This is a genomic window from Fuerstiella marisgermanici, from assembly GCF_001983935.1.
GTDB lineage: Bacteria > Planctomycetota > Planctomycetia > Planctomycetales > Planctomycetaceae > Fuerstiella > Fuerstiella marisgermanici.
The window spans coordinates 1,701,562-1,725,422 of sequence record NZ_CP017641.1 but is presented as its reverse complement, the minus strand read 5'-3'; the positions used below and the strand labels follow the sequence as shown (position 1 = coordinate 1,725,422).

The following is a 23,861-nucleotide window of genomic DNA, read 5'->3' as shown; positions in this document are numbered from 1 at the left end:
ACACAAGCTTCATTCCGACAGCAAATTTGCGACCGGCGAAGCCCGTGTATTTGCCATTCCACCGCGTTACGTCGCGAAGAAGTCGTCGAGGTCGTCGCCAAGCAGGTCTCCGATAGTGCCGTAGCCGATGTCCTGTCCGGAGTCAAAGAACAGCCAGTCGGTGTTGCCTCCGCCGAACAACAGGTCTCGATCGGTATCTTCACTGACTGTTGGATTCGCGCCAGTAGCCTGCAGGTAGTTGGTGCCGTTCAATCCGCTACCGCCTGCTCCACCGCCGTAGTCCGACAGATTCTGAACACGTTCGTGCAGGCTGCGAGTTGGGTGGTTCCATTCCTGCTGAAGCCCTCGGAGATCGGCCGCGTTGCCGTCGAAGTCCGTGGTTCCGCCGATGAGGATGTCCTGTCCGGAACCACCGAAAAGGAAGTCACGCCCTCCCCCGCCAACCACAATGTTGTTGCCGGAACCGGCCCAGATATAGTCGTTGCCGGGGCCTCCCAACAGCACGTCGCCGCCCCGGCTGCCGACAAGGCGGTCATTGCCCGCTCCGGCATCCACGATGAGTGGCACCTCAAACGTGCCCAGAGCGTTGAAGCGGTCGTTTCCGTCGCCGAGCTGTATGTGGATGGCTTCAAATTGGCCACCGCTGGAGTTGGGATTTACGCTGTGAGTCCCGAGCGTGTTTGAACGTATTAGGTAGCTGCTCGCACTGCGACGTTGGACGATGACCTGATCGAGGCCAACCGTGCCGACGATGTTCAGAGTGCCATCCTGAACGCCGATGCCGCTGATAATGGCCTGGGCGGTTTGAGATACGGATGCGCCGGTGTTGGTGTTTGTGATTGCCAACGTGACTTCATAGATTCCACCGTAGGCATATTCGTGTGTGCCGACGGCGCTGCCGTTCTCAAAGGAGCCGGTTGTCGTTGTGCCGTCACCCCAGTCTACGGAAACCATCAGCGCTGATGTGGGTCCAAGGTCCGCGAGTTCAGCCTGCACGGTGACCGTGTCGTCCGTGCCCTTTTGTCCGATGGCCTGAGCGTCCGTGGTGAGAGCCGTGATCGTTGGCAGCACCACAGGAATCACCTGCACAGAATGTGTTGTCGTACGGCTGTCTCCACCATCGAAGACAGTCAGCGACACGGTGTAATTGCCCGCTGCAGTCGGAGTGAACTCGAAGTCTGCGGTGGTTGCGGATTCGACCGTCTGGCCCGTATCGCTGCTGACTTGCCATAGATAGGTGATGTTCGGCAGGTCGGCAGGCACGTCGGACACTGTTGACGAGAACGAAACCGAGCCACCTTCGCCGCTGGTCGTGGGCCCGCTGATAGTGGGCGTCGGCGCCACATTGTTGGCAGTGATACTCACCGTGGTCGTGCCAACATTGCCACTCTGTGTGTCGGTGGCCGTAAACGTGACGAGGTAGGCTCCGTCGTCCGGTAAATCAAAACCAATCTCGGACGTACTTCCGGATGTGATAACCAGTCCTCCGGTCGTCGGTTTGACCTCCCACGAGTAATTGAACGTGTCGCCGGCGACGTCGGTTATCACTGACGCAAATCGGCCCGTGTCGCCTTCTGTCAAAAGCAGACTGTTTCTACTGTTTGGTTCAGCGAGTGTTGTTCCATTCTTTTCCGTCAGTTGAAGATCAACACCCGGCGACCTGTCTCGCACAACAACGGACGTGTTTGCGGTGTTCGATTTGAGATTCGTGTCCGTAGCGGAAATAGAGATCGTAAACGTCCCCGCTGCAGCCACTCCGGCGGGATTGTCTTCGTAGGTATGAGTCGCCGTGAAATCTTCGGAACCGGTCGTGGCGGTGATTGTTGTGGGTTCGCTGCCATCACCCCACTGAATGACGACTGAACTCAGCAGCGGCATAGACCCCGTCAGAGTAACACTTCCGCCTTCGCTGATGTCGGCGGCGCTTTGAGTCAATAACAGGTCCCCAGCCTGTAGAACCGGGCTGCCTGCCGAGTCTTCGAAACGGTCGACTAAAGGATCGAAACCGATCAGCTGGTCGTTGCCCGAGCTGCCGATGACCGTGTCGCTGCCAGCTCCTCCGATCAGACTGTCACCTTTAATAGCATTGCCTGATGACGGAGCGGCTCGGTCGATATAGACCAGCAATTCGTATTCGCCGGTGTCGGTGTCGAGAACGCCGGGGCTGTTGGGATTAGCGGCGATCAGGGCGTCGACGTCTGCTGCGGCAACATAGGGTTCGCTAAAGATAGTGCCCGTGCGATCAAGTTCCAGGATATCGACGCTGAAGGTGTCGACCTCAACCACATACGTCCCGTCTTCCAGGATCGGCACGTCCAGCAGGATAGAGTCGCTGGGTTCGAAGCCATCATCATTGAAGGCATTGAACAGACTTCCGTGATAGTCAACTGGCAAGAACACCCCACCAACAAGCTGGTGCAGCCGGATGACGGAATCGATGGGATTGCTGATGCGGTCGAGCGAATCGGAGAATGTTTCGATGGTGACTAAATCGCCGGCTTGAGCCGTGAAGCTATAGAAGTCGCTTTCACTGTTGCCTGTCGATGGATCAATGTCGATGTGGCCCACGGCGTTGATAGCCGCGAATGACAGCGGTTCTTCGCCGGCGGGAAGTCCGTCAGGCCGGGTTTCGGGGACGAACAGTTCCGGCAGCGAACCATCCACACCCAAGCCAACCGGCTGGATGGGAATTCCTGAAACCATGGGCTTTAAATCGGCCTCAAACACCGTCTTCCCGGTATCCGCAAACGCCAGTTTCATGGCTTCGCGAGGTCCCAGGTGGGGGTTGCTGAGCGCATCGATAAGGCTCGTTCCTATCGACGCAGGAGACCCCATCAGATGGTTGGGCGTTTCGTTTGCCAGTCGTTCGCCCGTAAACGTCGGCAGAAAACGGGCGGGGTTGAGTTTTTCGAAGATGCCGTCACCGATCGCTCCGAAGGCGTCGTGATGTCGCAGTCCGAACTGATGGCCCATTTCGTGAGCCGCGATGGTGGCTGACATTTCAATAAAGTTCTGAGGCGTTCCTTCCAGACCGTTGCCGGTAGTGGAGAAGAACGCGTTGACATCCAGAATGACTGCTCCGGAAACATCAAGCTGTCGCCAGCCCAGATGCTGAGCTTCACCGCCGGGCACCGCGCGACCGTTGGCGATCGGTGCTCGGTTGAAGAAGATGCTCACGAACGGCCCGTCGGTCGGCTTCGTCTGAGAGAACTCGAAACCGAATGCCGCGTAGTCGTCTGCCATGCGCTGTTGAATGGCGTTGCGTTCTTCCGTGGTGTAGACGTGTTCTCCGACATCCGTTTCAGTATCGAAGTCCAGAAAGATTTGTTTCACCTGTCCGGCTTCCAGCAGGTCGTCGCCTGCCGCGCCGTCGAGTCGGTCCTGACCGCCGGCCCCGATGATTTTATTGGCCGCTTCGTTGCCCGTGATATCATCAGAAAACGCGGTGCCTCGAACGTCCTCAATCTGCTGCGGGTTCGTGAATGTCAAAGACAGGCCGGGAGCAAGCGTTTGAGTTGCCGAACTGCCGATATCAATAGTGACAGCTTGCCCGAATTCGAAGAAGTCCAGCAGGTCGGGTGTGGTGCCACCGATGGCTGGTTCGTCGATCGTATCGTTGCCCGCTGCATCACGACGGAAGCGATAAGTGTCGCCACCCGCACCGCCGTTCATTAAATCGTTTCCGACGCCACCTTCCAGCAGGTCTGCCGCCGATCCGCCCAGCAGAGTGTCGTTGCCGCCATAGCCCAGCAGCGTGACGGTTCCGCTAAAGTTCGATGCATCCAGCAGGTTGTCGGAAGCACCGCCCAACAGGATGGCTTGATCAATTCCGTGAAGTGTCGTCACAAACGATGTTGAACTGCCCGCAGGAGTTTCCGTGATCGTTGTATCGGTCAGCACCTGATCGGCGTCTGCCTGGCGAACAAGCACGTCCGCAAAAGAGTTGTCGAGCTGCGATTCATCACCGCCATAGACTGCTCCATTGCCACTGCCGGGATACAGAGCGTCGTCGCCCGCTCCACCGAGTATCGAAGCGGTGCCTGCCTGGCCGAAAATGAGGTCGTTGCCGTCGCCACCAAACAGAGTGTCTTCACCCATGTTTGTGAGACTATCGTTTTCGCCGCCGGCGTACATGGTGTCATTGCCGATGCCGCCATCGATTGAATCATTGCCCATGCCGCCGTAGATCATGTCATTGCCATCACCGCCGTACAGCGTGTCATCTCCGTAGCCGCCATCGGAGTCACTCCCATCGGCTGACACCAGCGTATCGTTACCCATGCCGCCCATCAGCGAATCGTTGCCGCTGCCGCCAAAGATCAGGTCGTTGCCATCGCCGCCAAACAACGTGTCGGTGCCGTAATTGCCGAAACTGTCGTTACCGTCACCGGCGTAGAGAGTGTCGTTACCGAAGCCGCCGTCGAGTGAATCATTGCCCAAGCCGCCGTAGATCAGGTCGTTGCCATCGCCCCCGAACAGTGAATCGACGCCCATTTCCAGCACGGAATCATTGCCGTCACCAGCGTAGAGTGTGTCGTTGCCCATTCCGCCATAAAGCGAATCGTTTCCGCCGCTGCCGGACGTGAGACTGTCATCGCCCAGGCCGCCGTCGAGCGAATCGTTGCCCATGCCACCGAAGATGAGGTCGTTGCCGTCACCTCCGAACAACGTGTCGTTGCCTGGGCCGGTGAGGCTATCGTTCCCATCGCCGGCATACATGGTGTCGTTGCCCATGCCGCCATAAAGCGAATCGTTACCGCCACCGCCGCCCAACATGCTGTCATCGCCCATGCCACCGTAGAGCGAATCGTTACCCATTCCGCCGAAGATGAGGTCGTTGCCGTCACCGCCAAACAAAGTGTCGCCACCGATGGCGGGCAGACTGTCGTTTCCGTTACCGGCGTACATGGTGTCGTTGCCCATGCCGCCATCGAGCGAATCGTTACCGCTACCGCCGCCCATCATGCTGTCATCGCCCATGCCACCGTAGAGGGAATCATTTCCCATACCGCCGAAGATCAGGTCGTTACCTTCTCCACCGAACAGCGTGTCGTCGCCCGTGCCAGTCGTGCTGTCGTTGCCGTTTCCAGCATACATGGTGTCGTTACCCATGCCGCCATCGAGCGAATCGTTACCGCTACCGCCGCCCATCATGCTGTCATCGCCCATGCCACCGCTCAGCGAATCGTTGCCCGCTCCGCCGAAGATCAGGTCGTTCCCGTCGCCGCCGAACAGCGTGTCGTTGCCCGAATCGATCGTGCTGTCGTTGCCGTCACCTGCGTAGATGGTGTCGTTGCCGAGGCCGCCGTCGATCATGTCGTTGCCGCCACTGCCGGACGAGATACTGTCGTCGCCCACGCCGCCGCTGAGCGAATCGTTGCCAGCACCGCCGAAGATCAGGTCGTTACCTTCTCCGCCAAACAGCGTGTCGTTGTCTAACGGTGAATCGCCGGCGATTAAGCTATCATTTCCCATGCCCCCATCGACGAAGTCACTACCACCGCCCCCCGCAGTGATCGTGTCATCTCCCATGCCGCCATCGATCATGTCGTTGCCGCCACCGCCGCTGGCATCAATCATGTCGTCGCCCATACCGCCGTCGAGCGAATCATTGCCGGCACCGCCGAAGATCAGGTCGTTACCTTCTCCGCCAAACAGCGTGTCGTTGTCTAACGGTGAATCGCCGGCGATTAGACTGTCGTCTCCCATCCCACCATCGACGAAATCGTTGCCGCCACCGCCAGTGGTGATGGTGTCATCGCCCATGCCACCGTCGATCATATCGTTTCCACCGCCGCCACTGGCATCAATGATATCGTCGCCCATGCCGCCGTCGAGCGAATCATTGCCGGCGCCGCCAAAGATCAGATCGTTGCCTTCACCGCCAAACAGAGTGTCGTTGCCGCCACCAGTGCTCGTCGAATCATCGCCCGCATAGATTGCGTCATTGCCCATGCCGCCTTCGATGGAATCATCACCGTCACCTGCAAAGACAGTGTCATTCCCCATTCCCCCGTCGAGTGAGTCGTTACCGGCACCGCCAAACAGCCTGTCAACGCCGCCACCGCCCATCAGCTTGTTGTTACTCTCACCGCCATGGAATTCGTCGTCAAATTCAGACCCCATAATATTTTCGAACGAACCGATTAGCGTGACCATGTCATTGTCCGCCGTCGCCGACTGAGCGGTCCCGGTCACGCCAAGGTTCAACTTCACGGCCTTGTTAACAGCCGTGAAGTTGATCGTGTCGATACCGTCGCCGGTTTCACGTAGAATCTTGTCGCTGAACCCACGGATTTCGATTTCGTCGTCGCCTTCACCGCCAGTGATGTCGTCGGTACCGGTGCTCACGATGGTGTCGTTACCTTCACCGCCGTCGATCATGTCATTGCCATCGCCGGCCAAAACCAGGTCGTCACCTTTGCCACCGGTAATAGTGTTGCTGTCCGTTCCGGTGGTAATGATGGTGAGCGGTGTAGTGACATCACCGCCGTCAAAAATGTTGTCTCCACCCAGTAGACTGAAGACCAGGTTGGTTCCGGCTGCGGCAGATCCAGTCAGAGTGGCCGAACCATTGTCCACCGTGTATGACAGCTCGCCTGTAAGCGGATCCTGCGTGACTTCAACCTCATCAGTGCCGTCTGTTGCCACAATGAATTCAAACGCCCGAGTCGCAGATCCACCGTCATCGTCCGTAACAATGACGTCAACAGACGCCGCTCGATTGGACGGAACATCGAAGTCAATTTGTTTGGTTGCCTTCGTATGCGTGACTCCGTCGGCCGTGTAGGTCCACAGGTAGGTGAACGTGTCTGTGTTTCCAGGATCATTTTCTTCGACGGTTAGAATGACTCGATCTGCTGTGCTCTTGTCAACGATTCTTGGCATCGGCAGTGCGTTGGCGACGGTGAGCTGTTTTGTTGTCGTCGATGCGGCAAGATCCGCATCTTCCACTCGAACCTGAATCGTGTACGGGTCGGAAATCGTCGCCGTGGGGTTGTCGTCGATGTACGCGTGAGTGGCTTCGAAGGTTGTGACGCCCGGTGCCAGGTTGATCGTCGTCTGCTGAACGGGTTCTCCCGCCTTGCCGTGATTCCACGTGATGATAACTGTGTGCGCTTCGGTGCCAGGATCGGTGAACGAACCATCCAGCGTAAGAGGTGCTCCTTCGGGTATCGCCTGCAGGATATCTCCGGTTGATGACACCAATTCATTGCCAGCCGCATCTGTGAGAACAAGGTTTGATGGCAAAATTGTGGGAGCCAGATTCGCTACCGACATTGTGACCGGATCAGCCGTCCCGACTCTGCCATTGTTGTCGATGGCTTCCAGCGTGACGACATAGGTCCCGTCGTCAACGGGTGTAAATGTGAATGTGGATAAATCGCCCGTCGCGACCTGCACAAGGACGCCGGGTCCTGTTTCAACGGACGCGGTCCACGCGAATGTATGAGTGTCCGCCGAACCGGGATCTCGTGGATCCGCGGTCAAAGTGATCGGCGTGCCTTCTTTGGGTGCTCCAGGAACGCCCAGAATGATCGGCTCGGGGGCGGCATTGCCGACGATGATCGGCACGGTAAACGTACCGACACCGCTGTCGTCATCGCGGACCGTGACAGTGATTTCGCCAGTGCCATTGGTGTTGTCGGCCAACACGTGACTGAGCGTAAAGCTGCGATCATTCTGAGCCAATGCAAATTCCGGCGTGGTGGTGCCGTCGCCCCAGTTGATGCTGACGAAGTGTGTATCCAGCAGAGATGGGTCTTCGAACGTGACATCGAGCGTCACAGTCTCCCCTTCAATGTAAACCCCGGACGCCCTATCAAGGGTCAGTACTGCGTTTTCCGGTGCCACGTTGCTAATGGTGACTGGTTCACTGACCTGGCCGCTGGCTCCATCATCATCGGTAACCGTGATAACAACCGAATACAGGTCAAACGGCGTGCTGGTCGGATCGTCGTCTTCATAGCGATGCTGGGCTGAGAAACCTCGCTCACCCGGCAGATACTGCGCCGTGGTGGTCGTGCCATCGCCCCAGTCGATGGTGACTTCATGACTGTCCGTTGGGTCCGGGTTGGCGAACAGGCCGTCGAGCAAAATTAAGCCACCTTCCGGCAGAGTGTCGTCGGGTGTACCGTAAGTGGCACTCGCTTCGCCGCCGGTTTCTTCAATAACCGTAAAGACAAGGTTGCCCGTTTCAATAGTCGGTGGCGTACCGATAATCACAGACGACGCGTTCGAAAACTCACTGGTTGTTCCGCTGCCGGATGTCGCAGTCGCAGTGACGAATTCGCCAGCAACGGTAAACGCGTTGACCGTCAGGTCGAAGGTCGCTCCACCGGCAATGTCGGTTGTCGTGTGAGCCGCTCCGAGGTACCGGCGACCTTCACCAAATCCACTCGGGTCGTGTTGTGTGCCGGCATAAAAGTCCAGCGTGTACATCGTATTTGGAACACCTTGCAGCGTACCGATGCCGCGAGTCGTGGTGCCGCCGATGGTCGTGGCCAGGCTGGGCGCGTTCTGCAGACCAGGTCCCACAGCCGTAATGCCGTCGTCGTTGTAATCGATACCGAGACCAACATTCGAGTGAATACTATTGCCTCGCACGGTCACTCCGGCCGCGTCATATGTAACGCCATCGAAAATATTGAACGCAATCGTGTTCGCTTCGGCAGCGTCGTTGATGTTATTGCCGTCAGTTCCGATCAGTGCAGACGCGCTCGCATTGATACCGAATTGCTGGTTCGGAACGGCCAGAACTCCGTTCCTGCCGGTGCCGATTGCATTCCCCTGCACGACGACTCGAAACGTCTGCGGTTCAATATTGATGCCGCTGCCGAGGTTGCCTGAAATCGTATTCCGGTGCCCGGCACCGCTGCCCCCAATAATGACGTCGTTGCTGCCCACCTGAATGCCATCGCCTGCATTCGGCAAAGCGGCCGTGCCGGACTTGTCTGTTCCGATCAGGTTGCCTCGTACAACGTTTGCAGTCGATGCCACAGGAACGAGGCCGGACAGCTGTAGCAGTTCGGTGTCGTTGAGAGCTCGGTCGTACAGCGTAACGTCGTCCAGCAGGCCGCTCATGTAGCTGCCCCCGTATCGACTGGACCCGATAGTGAGCGGCTGGTTCGGACTTCCGATGTTGAGGCCAGCGATGTTGTTTGTCGCTCGCTCAACGCCGTCAATGTAGATCCGAATCGCGGTTCCGTCGTAGGTTGCCGCGACGTGATGCCACTGGTTGGGCGTAAGCACATTGCCCGTTCCCGTGAAATTCTGACTACCAGTGCCACTGGTCACACGAGCGAACACGGCCCCGTCGTTGTGGACCGTCAGTGCATAAAAATCCCACGGCGACGCTCCGACTGGTGTTCGAATGATTGAATTTTCACCAGAAGCACCGTCCCAGTTCACCCATGCTGCCATCGTAATCCGATTGGTAACAGCTGGCTGAAGAATATCAGTTGTGACAGGCACTTCCACGCCAGAAATACCTGCGGCGTTTACACGCGTGAAGCGGAATGCCTGCCCATTGACACCGGAATCGTAGCTGGCGCCAGGCCCCAGTGTTCCGTGATTGGCTCCGATACTGTCGTTGGCGTCTCCGTCGCCTGACCAGAATGCAAGTTGCCCCGTCACGATGTCTGGCGGTTCGGATTCGATAAAGTCTATACCGTCGCCCGTGTTACCGGAAATCACGTTATTCGAAATCAGGTTGTCGTTGGAACCAGGCAGGACTTCAATGCCGGTTACCTGGTTGGCTCCCGGAAGCGTCGCCGGGGTACCTCCCGTGTTGGTCGCTCCGGCTTTCGGCCCAATCACGTTGCCTGAAATGGTGTTGCTGCTTGATGCATCAATCACCACCCCCAGCAGTTCGTTGCCCGCGATCAGGTTCCCTTCGGCCGAATCGTTGGTGCCATCATTGTCTGAGCCAATGATATTGCCGGTGGCTCCCGCCGTAAGCATGACTCCGCCCCGCAGGTTGGGGCGTGGCAGCGTTCCTGTGGTGTTTGTGCCGATGTAGTTGTTCTGAACGAGATTGTCGTCCGCATTAGAAATCCAGACACCGTAGTGAGAGTTGCCGGAAATGATGTTTCGAGCGGACGCATGGCTGCCACCGATGAGATTGCCGGACGGTCCGTTGTCGATGGAAATTCCGGACGCCGAAGTCTGAAACGTAGATGTCCCGGTCGACGAGATACCAATGTAGTTTCCGGCAATCACGTTGTTGGTCACGCCTGAACCATCCAGCCGTATGCCATTGCCAGACCTCGCTAAAATGATGTTGCGTTCGAGCGCGTCTGCGACTCCGTCAGCGTTGGTCCCGATTCGTGTGCCAGATGTATTGCCCGTTAATCGGACTCCTCCATCGCCACCGAGGCCGGCCCCGCCGAAGTCGGCGACGCCGTGTTTGTTGGTGCCGATCAGATTCCCCGCAATGACCGCCGCTTCAGCTCTGACGACGATCCCCAGATATTGGCTGCCAGCGACCACGTTGCCTTCCTGCGCATCGCCGTTGCCGTCGCTGTTTGTTCCGATCACAAGGTTGGTAGTGCCGTTGATGTTGATATTGTTGGACTGATTGCTTAGCAGCGTCGTCCCATCGCGGTCGATGCCGAAATAGTTGCCGGCGATGGTTAGCTGGCTGACATCCGGGTCGCCGGTCGCGATCCCACTGAACCCATTTGCGGAAATCACGTTGCGTTCAGCCGTGTTTCCGGACGCAGACCCCAGACCATCCGTCCCCACGATGGTGTTTGTGACTCCACTGTTAAGTTTGATGCCTTCGTAGCTATTGCCGAGGCCGCGACCACCGTCGATATCTGTGCCGATCAGGTTGCCCGCGATCACTGTGCCATCAATGCCGGCTCCTTCAAGACGGATACCTCGTTCGTGATTCGCGGAAATCACATTGCGTTCGTGCTGGTCACTGATGTCGTTTCCGTCGGTGCCAATGCGGGTATTCCGGCTGCCGTAGATAATCCGAACCCCATCCAGTCCGTTGCCTGCGGCGATATCGCCGGAAGCGGTGGTGCCGATCAGGTTCCCAGCAATGATGTTGGGCGTTCCCGCTACCGCCGTTGAATAAAACACGTCGACGGTGATGTCGCCCGTTAGACTGACCGGTCCCGCTGCGTCCCCCAATAGCGCCCAACCGTTGGCCGCCGTGGCAATGCCTGAGGTGCCGTCACCCGCCGTGTGCACACCGGATTTCACTGCCAGTTCCCACCCGGCACCGTAGACTCTTTCCATCCCGACCCATTCGAAAGTATGGTCGCCGGCCGCCAAGTTGATGGCCCCAAAGTATTCCTGAAACCCGTGCAGGCCGTCGTCGATCACGACCTGAGTCCCATCAATCTTCAGCCGACCGCCGTCATCACCGCCCATGGAAAAGCTGTAGTCGCCTGCTGTTGCGACATTGAATGTTCCGGTAGCTCGAAACACATAGTCGTCGCCTCCCCCACCCGGCACAGAATGATTGAATCCCCAATTGCCGCCGGAACCATAAACGTCACTCATGTCGGCGATAGGAATCGTTCCGGAGGCCGTGGTGCGAGGAAGTGTGCCAGCGATCAGCTGATCTGCGACGGAAAGACCGGCCACCGTGTTGCGGTCACCCACGACGAAGACACCGATGTTGTTGTTTCCTGAGATCACGTTGCCTTCAAACGCATCGTTGACGCCGTCACCATCCGTGCCAACAACCGTTCCGTGAGCTCGGTCGATGACAACGCCGTCAGTGCCGTTGCCAAAATCGACATAAGGCGACTTACCAGCGCTGCCGGCATCGAAAATAGACTCCACTTCGCTGGCCGACAGTGGGCGGCGATAGAAGGTGGGTTCGTCAATCAGACCGGTGAAAGAGGACCACCCAACGTCTGCACTGTCTCGACTATTGGTTTTTCCTGTCCCCAGTTGATAGCGGTAATCCTGGTTAGGATAGTGATTTTGTTCATAAAGGATGCGGCCTTCTTCGACGCCGTCAACGTACAGTGTTTCGTGAGCTCCGTCGTACGACACGGCCACATGGTGCCAGTTGCCGTCGTCAACTCGAGTGGAACTGATCAGTTCGGACCCACCCGCCCAGAACATTTCGGCATGCAACAACCCGTCGTTTCTGACGAATAGCGCTGGGATAAAACTGCTGGCAGTCCCAAATGGAACATCCGTTTGTTGCCCCAGAATCACGCCATTGCTATCCGTCTGAAACCATGTCTCAAAGGTGAGAGTCGAGTTGGTATAAGGCAGGAAGTTGTTTGGCAGCGACACATAGTCGTCGACGCCATCGAAGCTAAACGCCTGACCGACGATGCCTGACGCAAAGGTTGTTCCGTTTGCCAGCGTGCCGTTGTTCAGCCCCAGGACGTCAGTGGCATTGCCCTCGGCAGGCAGGAACGCCAATGCATCGTGCAGCAGTGAAACGTTACCGTCAACATCGGTGCCGATGTAGTTGCCGGACACAGTGTTGTTAACAGTTGCCGAACCACTGACGTTCACGCCTCGGTAAAGATTTCCCGAGATCACGTTGCGTTCTGCCGGGCTGTCGCCACCGATCAGGTTGTCGTGCCCACCGATGGAAATGACCACTCCCGTGCCGTTGGGGATCACGTCGGTTCCGGTTGCGTTCAGACCAACGTAGTTACCGGCAACCGTATTCGTGTTCGTGCCAGCATCGCCGATCCAGGCCCCTTCATTTCTGTTGCCGGACAGAATGTTGCGTTCCAGAATGTCGGAGACGCCATCGGCATCACTTCCGATCAGATTGAAACTGGCACCGCCGTGGATGGAAACGCCAGCGAAGTCGTTCCGAATGGCTTCCGTTCCTGCGGCATTGGTACCAATTCGGTTTCCGGCGATCGTATTGTTAGTGGTCCCAACGTTCCAGATGGCAACGCCGTCATACGCATTTCCGGAGATAACATTGCGTTCGCCTGCGTCGCCAACGCCATCACCGTCGACACCGACAACATTCCATGAGGCCTGTCCGCCGATGTATACGCCGCTACCGCTGTTACCCAGATCCTGCGTGCCTGCCGGATTGGTTCCGAGCATGTTTGCCTGGATTCTGTTGAACTGAGAACTCGTGCCGCTGACGGCAACTCCGGATCCGGCGTTCCCTGAAATCGTATTTGCAGCCTCGGCGACACCGATTACGTTGCCCGCAGAGCCATTGATCTGAATCCCGTCTTCACCGTTCCCTCGCAGGGCGTCGCCGTCGGCGTTAAGTCCGATGATATTGCCGGAAACCACGGCCCCCTTCTTGCCAGCGCCGTTAAGCGCGTGAATGGCGGCTACGTCAGTGCTCGACAACACGTCGCTGTAGAATGCTAACTCGTCAATCAGACCGTCATAGTAGTACTTCGGCGTGTCTTCCAGGCGTCGTCCGATGGCCAGACCAAGCGAGTCGCCGGAATTGTAGCCCGGTGCGAAGGCAGCGGTGTAGGCCCCGTTGGCGGTCGTGGTCAGGGTCTGAGCGACGCCGTTGACATAGATATGTGCATCGGTGGCCTGATTGCCATTGTTGGCATAGGTCAGGCCAATATGAGACCACTCGCCTGCGTTGAGTACGCCTGCCGAAGTTATCCATGCAAACGTTCGGGAACTTCCCACATCCTGAAGAACGAGAACGATCTGTCCGTCCTGTTGATAAAGCCCATTCCACCAATTGCCCGATGCATGATGGTTGGAGATAAATGTTTGGTTGCCTGCCACTGTGTCCGGATTCACCCAAAACTCGTACGAAAATCCGGTGGCGGGAAACGGGTTGTTGTTTGAATTGCTTAACTGGGCATAGTCATTGATCCCGTCCAGACTCAGTGCGTTGCCGTTGAGACCCGGAGCAACTGTTGCGCCGTTCTGAAAAGTTCCATCATTGCTGCCGATCGAGTCAGTGGCATCCTCCCCCTTGAACCATGAGACCGCGCTGGCGGCAATGCCGGAACCCGATATTTCGATGCCGTCGCCCGCATTGTTGGAGATCACGTTGCCTTGAATAAGCGGGCTGCTGGAGATTACGCTGATTCCGTCGTCGCCGTTCGCTGCGGTGAAGAGCCCGTTGTCATTGCCATCGGGATCGACACCGATGTAGTTGTCTTCGATCACGACGTTGGCAGACGTGATGATTTCGATGCCGTCGTTGGCAAAGCGGTTGATCACCAGCCCCTTTATCGTCACGTCGTGGGCCGAAATCACCAGCCCACTGGCGTTGCCGCCGGCGCTTTGTCCGTCCAGTTCGATCACTGGCGAACCGGCGTAGTCGGGCTCGCTGGTGCCGTCGATCAACACCGCGTCGGTTATCGTCGGTAGCGGCGATCCAGGCAGCAACTGATGCGGACCGGCTCCGGGAATATCAAACCGAATCGTGTCGGTCCCGTTGACTGCATTCGCATCCAGCAACGCCTGCCGCAGCGACCCCGGACCGCTGTCGTTGGTGTTGCTAACGACAAGATCGCTGTTGCCAACTGCCGTGAGTACCACATCGTTGCCGTCGAGACCTCCGTTGTAATCAATTCTGAATGTGGTAGTTCCCGACGTGAACTGAGAATCGTCCGGCAGCCCGGCGAACGTGCCCGTGACGCCCCCCGCCGTGTCGATAATGGTGAACTGCTGACCTCCGGTGGTTGTCGAAAGCTGAACGATGTCCAGAATCGCTCCGGCCGCGATCGTGGCCGAGCCGGCTACCACAAGTTGGTCGTAGGTCACGCCTGCGTTTGCCAGCCCTCCGGCGCCGCCGAATTCGATCTCGGTTGTCGAACCGCCGTTGGGTGTGAAGTTGCCGTTAATCGTAATGACGCCCGGACTGAATCCGGGAGCCACCGTGCCGCCGCTGTTGAGCGACAAGCTGTTGACGCTGCCGGAACCCGTCAGTGTGGCCCCTGATCCGAAAATCATGAGACTATCAGGAATTGAGGTGCCCGGTTGCAGTTCCACGTTGACTCCGCTGGCAACCGTGAAACTCGTGAATAGATGGGTTCCGTTGATCTCAATCGTACCGTCACCGCCTGGCCTGAATTGCGTGGCCGATCCGGTGGACGCATCAACAAGTGAAGAGTTCGACGCAAACCGGACATCAGGTTCTGCCGTGCCATCGTTCACGAAAAAGTTAGGCGATCCGCCCTGCAAAGCCATCTGCCCGGAGATGATGGTCGTTTCAGCGCTGGCAAGCTGTGTGTACTGGTCGGTGATCGTCAGCGTGCCGATATGGCTGTGCTGAGTACTAGTCGTGTCAATCTGCGACGCGGTCTGCGCGGGAGCACTCAACGCCGTGCCGGTGACCATTAAATTGGCGATCGTTTGATCCACGGCGTATTGCTGCGACGAATGCCGTGTGTCGAGATCCAGATACCCGTCCGATGCCAGCACAATGCTGCTGGTGGCGGCCATCTTGTTTGGTCGAGCCAGCGACAGAAACGCGCGGGTTGCGTCGCCGTCACCAACAGCCACATCACCGGTGATGGCTACTACGTTACTGGCACCCAGCGCCTGCAGGTTGCCGTTGTTCACGAAAATGTCGGCCACGTAGGTGTTGGCAGACGTCTGATCGAACTGCACCGTGTCCTGCCCGTCGATGAAAATGTTACCATCGCCGCTCACGCTTCCGGAAATCTGACCATTGATCGTAATCTGCCCGTTCGGAACGATCGTCACCTGATTTGTCGCCGCCAGAACCACGTTGCCTGTTTGACGCCTTAGCGTACCGCCAACAGAACTGCCGCTGGACAGAGTCGGGTTGATTCCCTGCAGCGTGACTTCGTCCAGGTTATTCACGCCAGGTCCCAGAGCCAGTGTCGCTCCTCCACCGATGACCGTCCCCGCAGCATCGGTTCCCAAAGTTCCGCTGCCGGTTAGTTCCAGACTGCCTGCGGCTATGGTGGTGGTGCCGGTGTATGTGTTTAAACCACTCAACCGCAACGTGCCGGGACCGCTCTTCGTCAGCGAATAGGCAGCGCCGCCATCATCAATATTGCCAGCAATGTCAACCACGCTGGAGGAAAAGGAAGTGGCGATCGACGAGTTACTGGCCAGCGTGACGGGACCATTCAGGGTCAACGCTCCCAAGCCAATGTTGGTCAGGTCACCGGCCAATACAACCGGGTTACTTAAAGACTGCCCCGCTGCGTTAAACCCGCCGGCCGAAACGGTAAGCGTGCCGAAGATTGAGTCGTCAGCTCCCAGTGTTATCAAACTGCCGGCATCAACGAGTGCCACGTCGGCCACAAGCGCATCGTTTATGACAAGGCCTGCGCCGTTGTCGATTGTTACGCCGCCCGTCACCGTCGATTCGCCTTGAATCGTAAACTGACCGCCTGTCACCGTCAGAGCTTCTGTCGACGTAAAGCTTCCAATACTCCCGGACGCCGTGACTGCGACCGTCACCGCTACGTCCGGTTGATCGACAACAACGCTCTGCCCGACACTCGGCACCGACCCGCCACTCCAGTTGGCTGCGTTTGACCAGTTGTTGTCCGCACTGCCATCCCACAACACGTCGGCCCAGTTGCCGACCAGGTACTGATCGCCTGCCAGGCCGAATTGAGGTGTCAGCTCTGCGCTTCCGCCGCCATTTGTATCCAGATTCCACGTCGACACGGGCGTATCTTCATCCACGACACCGATGTTGTCGTCACCGTCATTGTCCCAGTCACCGACAACCGGAACATCGTTGTTCGCACCATAGTCGTTGATCGTTGTGTCAGTACTCAACACCGTGGCAGCATTGTTCGGGAAAACAGTGTCGTGGCTGACGAACCAATCGAACAGAGTTCCGTCGTCATCTGCCGAAATTGCATCGGCTCGGCCATCGCCATTGATGTCGCCGACCAAAGGAATGTGATCGTTCAGGCCGAAAGTAAACGCCGCGTCAGTCGAGACCGTCGAATCGTCCGTCGGAAACGGATTCGCTCCGGGCACTCCATAATGAACGTACCATTCGTTCCCGCCCGACAAAGTCGACGTGTCGACGGCGACCGCATCGTCGATTCCGTCGCCATTCATGTCCGCAATCAGCGGAACGAAGTTGTCCAGTCCGAAGCGGAACAGATACTCCTGGTCAGTGTCACGATCCGTATCGCCCAACCATTGCAACGCAGTAGCGACTCCTCGCACCGATACGATTTGGTCGAATCCCAGCCCGCTGAAATCGCCTGCCAGAATCGTGTCGTCGACGGTCGCCGACGCATGACTGGCGCTGAAGCCGTATTCGAAACTGATCTCTGGGTTCGCATCGCGCCCGCCGTCAAGCGGTTCGTTGTCAAGGTACTGATCCATCAGGAACGGCGCGTTGACCGTGTCTGGCCGAGCGACACCAATATTCACGGTCAACAGCGCGCGGTCCTCCAGACCTTCTGTGATCGCGGGCACTCGTGTCCGCTTGCGGACCGGATCAACGGCTTTGCGGCGCCGTGCCCGGTGGCGCTTACTGACTGACAGGATTGACCGCAGCGACTGCGCAAATTTGGAAATGGTCACGGGCACACTCTTCAGAAAAACGATACTCAGCAATGCGCCGCCGGTCGTTGTGACGAATGCCACTCACGGGTCAACGACGCACAAAAACTTCACAACATCACTCACGGGGCGCCAGAACTGGCGGGTGGACAGAACCGGCCTACGTGAACACCATCGAGTTTGGTCGGGAATTCCCGCCACGAGAGGTGCGCATGCTGAGCTACGGGAGGCTCACATGTGTCCGGCACCTTCGTCTTTGGCAAACGGCAACCAGCCAATCCGCAAGGGGGAATCTCTACCACGACGGACCTCATCGGCCGCAGCGTCCCTCAAGTGCGGGAATGCACGACCATCACTTAGTCAACGGCCAATGACAAGTTGCCTTGCGAATTGGCCCGAGCGTTAAGACCGTCAATGGGTGTCAAGTGGTGCGTAATCTGAAGGAATTGACGGCGTTTGCTGCACTGCACAGGCCGCGCAGCGAGAATTACGGTAGCCGCAGTGGGTCATGAATTCAACCCGTAATCACTTTTATGCGAAAGCGTGTAGAGTGCAGGTGCACACACTTACATAAGTGTTCGTGCGTACATGTCCAGCAGCTTTGGCAGGCAGACGTCCATGCTGAACTGACGGCGAACTGTCTCAACACCTGCCGCGCCCAAATGAGCAAAAGCCTGCGGTTCATCAAGCACAGCGGCCGCCGCTTCCACCCACGAATCGACGTCGAAGAAGTCTGTTAGCAGGCCGTTTTGCTCGTGGTTCACCAGTTCCATGACTGGCCCGGTACTGGATGCCAAGACCGTGGCGCCGCACGCGAGAGCATCAAACAGCGACCAGGACAGGACAAACGGGGCCGTAAGAAACAGGTGCAGATCGGACAAAGAAAACAGTCGCACAAGGTCTGTTGGAGCGATCCGGCCCGTGAATCGAATGCGGTTCAGGTCGTAGTCATCCCGCTCCAGGACCCACTGCTTAAAGGTCTTGCCGTTCGTAAAGCGAGCATCGCCACCATAGGCGATGCGGTCTTCGCCGACCACGATGAACACCACATCCGACCGCATGTCACACAGACGCTTCGCCACTTTCATAAAGATGTCAAATCCGCGAATCGATTCCATGCCTCGACTGACATAGGTCACAACTTTCATGTCGGCGGGAATATTAAGCCCTGCGATCGTTCGGCTCACGACGTCGACAGGTTTCCAAAATGACGTATCGATCCCGTCGAAAATCGGCTGCACCTTGGTATGGAATTCTTTCGGTAACTGATTTCGTTGCCACACTGTCGGTGAATAGCCCGCGTCGCAGTTGTCCAGGTCCAGTAGCAGCGCCGCATTTCGTATGCGTGCTCGGATCCGTTCTTCCTGTCCGCACTGAGGGAGATCGCTGCGGAAGTCGATGTCCGAATTTTGAGTGCGATAGAAGAATTCGAAGTAGTTGATCTGTGGAACGTCGTACAGTTCTCGCAGAAATACGGTCGACAGAAATCCGGTGTGTCCCACGATCAAATCTGGCTGAATGTCCGGGCGATTCTTCAGTGCATCCATCACCGCAGCAGAATGCCAGATTTGGTTCTCGAACGTGCGGCTGCAAAAGTGAGTCGATGCGCGAGCGCCTCCTGTGACCGAGTACTGAATCCGTTCAATGCCGCCCACATGACCGGAAGGCTTCTCCGACACAAACGTACAGCGGTGGCCATGCTGCTTCACTAAGTGAGCGGCAATGTGCCCGAACTGAGCCGGGAAATTCTGGTGGACAAATAAGACGTGCATCGCGGTCACCGAACGGATCTATCGATAGAAGCTGTCAGCGACGAATGATGACGCCGCAGATTGGATGCTGCTATCGCAACTCTTCCAGATTTTTGCCAGTGCTTCGCGAACATGAAACGCTGCCAGTCAAAACAATTCGCGGTGTCGGGTTGCATGCATTTCCGATGCACGGGAGTGGATTGAAACATTGCCGGGTTGAGTCAGCTCGTCTCTGGCCCAAATGCCGCTTACAGGCCACGCAATACGAACAGCCCGTGCCAGAAACTGACTCCCTGCGTCGCGCAGAAAACCTGCTGGCCGAAGTAGCAACACAGCAGTGCTCCCGCCTTCCGCTTCTGATGGTAACGCAGTCGTCCACAAGCGACGACCTCGCCTTCGCGCGGCGCCGCGGCTTGTGTCTCCGCATCCGCAGTCACGAAACGAAAAAAGCCGATCCGCCATCGGATCGGCCATTTCGTTTGTGTCAGATTTTTGGCGGTTGAATTAGAACCAGAAAGGTCCGTCAGCAGCGACGCCGTAGCCATACGGTGCTGAACCGCAGCAGGGGGCTGGAGTTGGGCAGCAGGTTGGTGCAGGAGCACAGTGCTGACGTTTGTGGCATGAGAACATTCGTTTCAGCAATCCACACTTTGGCTGGCAGACTGGTGTTGGGCAACACGCGGGTGCCGGAGGCGGACAGCAAACCGGGGCTGGTGCAGGACAGCAGACAGGAGCAGGCTCGCAGCAAACCGGTTCGCAGCAGACGGGTTCACATTTTGGTTTACAGAAGCCAAACAGGCCGGCTTCAACGGTTTCCGGAACACTCAAAACAGCGACGCTCGCAACCGCGAGCAGAGCAAACAGACGCGACATCGTTCATCTCTCCCAAAAGGAATTTCTCAGTGACGTTTAATGCAGAACGACGTCTGCACGAACTTGTTTTTGAGAGTATTCCCGAAGGAAATCCATAGCCAAATCGCTTTCGCCCGGTTTGCTCCGTTCCCACTTTGTTGTTGCGAGCTGTTGCCGATTTGAAAGCTCTGTTGCCGAAACGCGACGTTTCGAAAACGCATCAAACTGCCGCAAGCCGTTCTAAACTTCGACTCAACCTGCCGCTAGCGTGCTTTCGCCGCCCGCGGAAACACCACCGCCGACGGTTCGTAATCGCAACTTGCATAACACGTATCATCAGACGCCCACGCTACGTGCGCTGATGGGCGTGTTTGGCAGTTCAAGATCGATCCCCGTCAATCGACCGCCCTCCCGTTTCGGCGGGAATTGCCGGTGCATAAATGCAGATGTCGCAAGAGCCTCGTGAATGGAAATGCCTGAATGGATGTCGATATGTCTCGCTTTGCATGGTGTTGCATTGCCAAACGATGCAACACCATGCAAACCGAGGTACTCCCACACGGCTGGCCATGGAAATCTGTAGCGGTTTCAGCGGTTCTGTCTGATGTCTGAAAGCCGCTGCTCGATTCTACGCCGCAGGTTGAGGCGATTCTGAAGCCTGGTATGGCTCAAACGCGATGAAGTGAACAGCGAGCGGTCTTCGACACGCGACGCCACAAGTGTTCGCCGGTCGACGTCAGGACGACAATCGACCAGTCGGCGCTGTTTGAATATCACGGAGGAGTTCACCGATGAAACGCTTCATTCTGCTGGCTGCGGCAGGCCTACTGGCCGTCGGCAGTGTCGGCTGCCATTGTGTGCCCTGCACAGAACACTACTGCGACGTGGTCGACGCGTACGCCGAGTCCGAACCGCACCTTGATCACTGTTTCAGCCCCTGTTGGGACGTGACTCGCTGGGGCCGCTGGGACTGTCCTTGTTGCGACTCCAACTGCAATTGCAATTGCCGATAGTGAAGAAGGCAGCGGGCCAGGGGATTGACCACACCCGCGAGTTAGATGCGTCTACGACGCGGCAGTCGCTCGCCCAGAGCAACAACTTCGCTTGCCTGATGGATTTCCCGCAGCGCCGCACGGTGAATTTCCGGCAGATAACACCTGTTGCATGATTCCTTACCAGACCGTGAGTCGCCAGCGTGTCCGGGTTGAGCCTGCTTTGTTGCTTTCTGCGGTCCGGTCGAAATCCGTCGCGGCGGCGCTGCAAAATCTGAACGCCGCGTCCGGAATTGAGTGTCGCGACGTCGCCGCAATTCCCGAATCAGTAGTAGACGCGAACTGCAGTCGGAAACCGACGCTTCGCGCAGATCATCAGACGACAGTAGTTTTGAACCTCGGATGGGCGTCCGAATTCAGAACAGGGCAGCAATGCTGCAGGGGTTGATTGACGACTGATGGACCGGGGATTGGAACGACGACCAGTGGGGAGCTGCCGGCGTGATGGGGAAGGTACCGTCAACATTGACTGCGTGCATGCGCGCAGTTGTCGCGACCTCTGTCGTCTTCGGACTGACGTTGCCGTCGACGGCCGACGCTGAAAAGCTGGAAGACATGGCTCAACGAGTCGGTGTTCACGTGCTGGCTGAAGGTACGTCAGACAAAGACATGCTGAACTACACTAAGAGCCGCATTCCGTGGGCTCGCATGTCACCTCGATCACGGCAGCGTGCGTCTGAAATACTGAACGACCTATCGCAATACCGCCGGATGCCCAGCCTGCAATATCGCGTTGACACCGGAATCTATCAGTACCTTATCAGTCATCCGGATGTCGCCGTGAGTACTTGGCGAGTGATGGGCATTTCCAAGTTGAACATGCGGCAGACCGGCAAGTTTGAATACGAAGCCTCAGCCGCCGACGGGTCGGAAGGTATCGCCGACGTGCTGTGGCGCGACAACAACCAATGCCTGTTTATCGTGCAGGGAAAATATACCAGTCCTCTGCTGCCGGGTGCCGTTCACGCCTCTGCGCTGGTTTGGCTACAATACCGATTTGTGAAGGGCAAGGACGGTTCGGACCTTGTCAATCAGCAGGTCGAAACGTTCATTCACTTTCCATCCGGCGCAGTGGACGCCGTCGCAAGAATGGCGTCCCGGGTGACCAATTCGATTCTGGATCGCAACGCGTTTGAAGTTTCACTGTACGCAAAGATGATGTCACAGGCGGCGGAAAAAGAGCCGGAGTGGATCGACCAGCTTGCCAGCCGCATGGAAGGTGTGCCACCGCATCGGCGAGATGAACTTATTCAGGCGGCAAGACGCAGGCAGACCGCCTCGACCAGTCAGGCGATGCCGCTTCCGCACACCCGCCGACCGGACCGGGTTGCGTTGTCGGATTCTGGTGAGTTCCGTCGATTCGCAGATTCGCTGCATCGCGTAAAAGAAGGCGTGCCGGTGGTCGCTGTTTCTCAACCAACAGGACCAATGCCTGCACCGACCGGGAATGGCCGAATCGTTGCCAATCAACGTGGGATGTCGCCAGCGTCCGATGAAGTTGTGCGAGGCAACGATTCAGAGATTGCGGCCGACTCAAGTACAGACACCGAATACGAAGCGGACTCAAGCGTGAACGGCAATTCCGCAGCCTCTTCGCCGTCGAAGGCACCGCCCGCTTCAGCGCCTATTCGCAAGTAGCGAGTGGCAATCGCTTAGCCAATTACGCGGCGACACGTCGCTTACAAATAGCTGTCGTCGCCCTGTTGCTTTAACCGTTCGAGCAACTCCTTGATTCGTTCTGAATCGTCGCGGCGAGCCACCAGCGTGGCATCGGGCGTGTGTACGATGATCAGGTCTTCTACACCGAGCGTCGCGACCAGGTGATCGTCGGTCGAACGGACGATGCAGTTTTTCGTATCGACGCCCGTATGCTTGCCGTCGGTGGTATTGCCGTTTTCGTCGCTGCCTGACAATCGCGGGACCGCCAGCCAACTGCCGACGTCGTCCCATGAAAAGGGGGCTTCGATTACGGCCACACCCTTCGCCTGTTCCAGCACGGCGTAGTCGATAGAAATGCTGTTCATCTGAGGGAACTGGTCGGCCAGCACGCTGTCGTAGTTTTCCGTGTCAATCGCCTGCATCAGCGTTTGCAGTCGATCCCATGTGTCGGGTTCGTTCTGTTTCAATTGCTCCAGAATCGTGGCGGCTTTCCAGCAGAAGATCCCACAGTTCCAATAGAAGCTGCCTGACTTCAGGTATTGTTCGGCAACGGCCAGTTCCGGCTTTTCGCGAAACGCCTGGACCTCGAACGCGCCATCGACACCGTCCAGCGGGGCCGCCCGTTCGATGTAGCCGTAACCAGTCGCCGGGAAGTCGGGCGTGATGCCGAACAGCACAAGCCGACTGGGATCTGCTTCAACGACAGCCACGGCTTTTTTCGCTGCCGCCTGAAACACTTCATTCGGGCCAATCACATGATCGGCTGGCATCACGAACATGATGGCACCTGGGTCGCGTTTGAGCGCGTGAATCGCGGCCAGACCGACGCAAGGAGCCGTGTTGCGAGCCGCAGGTTCGATCAGTACGTTGTCGGCAGGCAGTTCAGGAAGTTGCTCGCGTGTTTGTTCAGCCTGAACCGCGTTCGTGACGATCCACGATTGAGCAGGCTGAATCAGGTCTCCACAGCGGTCAAGCGTTTGCTGAATCATCGTGCGGTCGCCCGCCAGACGCAGCAGTTGTTTGGGAAGCTTCTGTCGGCTTTGCGGCCAGAAGCGAGTCCCACTTCCTCCGGCCATGATCACGGCATGTAGCATTGCTATTC

General features: G+C 57.4%; 5 protein-coding genes. 1 reads left to right on the top strand and 4 read right to left on the bottom strand.

Going from position 1 to position 23,861, the window contains the following annotated elements; genetic code table 11:
- Nucleotides 1–66: 66 nt before the first annotated feature.
- The 3 genes from Fuma_RS34070 to Fuma_RS34575 all read right to left on the bottom strand — a co-directional run bounded on the left by Fuma_RS34070 (nucleotide 67) and on the right by Fuma_RS34575 (nucleotide 19,741).
- Nucleotides 67–17,466: a LamG-like jellyroll fold domain-containing protein gene (locus tag Fuma_RS34070; protein WP_145944014.1), complete on the bottom strand. Its 17,400-nt coding sequence runs from the start codon at nucleotides 17,464–17,466 to the stop codon at nucleotides 67–69.
- A 545-nt stretch (nucleotides 17,467–18,011) separates the two neighbouring features.
- On the bottom strand, nucleotides 18,012–19,217 hold the full coding sequence (locus Fuma_RS06370) for a glycosyltransferase (RefSeq protein WP_077023398.1): 1,206 nt from the start codon (nucleotides 19,215–19,217) through the stop codon (nucleotides 18,012–18,014).
- A gap of 227 nt (nucleotides 19,218–19,444) precedes the next feature.
- Complete coding sequence (locus Fuma_RS34575) at nucleotides 19,445–19,741, bottom strand: hypothetical protein (protein WP_077023397.1); 297 nt, start codon at nucleotides 19,739–19,741, stop codon at nucleotides 19,445–19,447.
- A gap of 1,836 nt (nucleotides 19,742–21,577) precedes the next feature.
- Between Fuma_RS34575 and Fuma_RS06355 the strand changes: the two genes are divergently transcribed.
- Nucleotides 21,578–22,738 (top strand): hypothetical protein, encoded by a 1,161-nt coding sequence (locus Fuma_RS06355; protein ID WP_077023395.1) that lies wholly within the window; start codon nucleotides 21,578–21,580, stop codon nucleotides 22,736–22,738.
- 41 nt (nucleotides 22,739–22,779) lie between these two features.
- Here the strand turns inward: Fuma_RS06355 and Fuma_RS06350 are convergent, their stop codons facing one another.
- The gene (locus tag Fuma_RS06350) at nucleotides 22,780–23,853 is read right to left on the bottom strand and encodes a mannose-1-phosphate guanylyltransferase (RefSeq protein WP_077023394.1); all 1,074 of its coding nucleotides are present in this window, start codon (nucleotides 23,851–23,853) and stop codon (nucleotides 22,780–22,782) included.
- Between the last annotated feature and the right edge of the window lie 8 nt (nucleotides 23,854–23,861).

Coding starts and splice junctions, on each gene's coding strand:
- Fuma_RS06370 (WP_077023398.1), bottom strand. CDS start 19,217: ATGCACGTCTTATTTGTCCACCAGAATTTCCCGGCTCAGTTCGGGCAC.
- Fuma_RS34575 (WP_077023397.1), bottom strand. CDS start 19,741: ATGGCTACGGCGTCGCTGCTGACGGACCTTTCTGGTTCTAATTCAACC.
- Fuma_RS06355 (WP_077023395.1), top strand. CDS start 21,578: ATGCGCGCAGTTGTCGCGACCTCTGTCGTCTTCGGACTGACGTTGCCG.
- Fuma_RS06350 (WP_077023394.1), bottom strand. CDS start 23,853: ATGCTACATGCCGTGATCATGGCCGGAGGAAGTGGGACTCGCTTCTGG.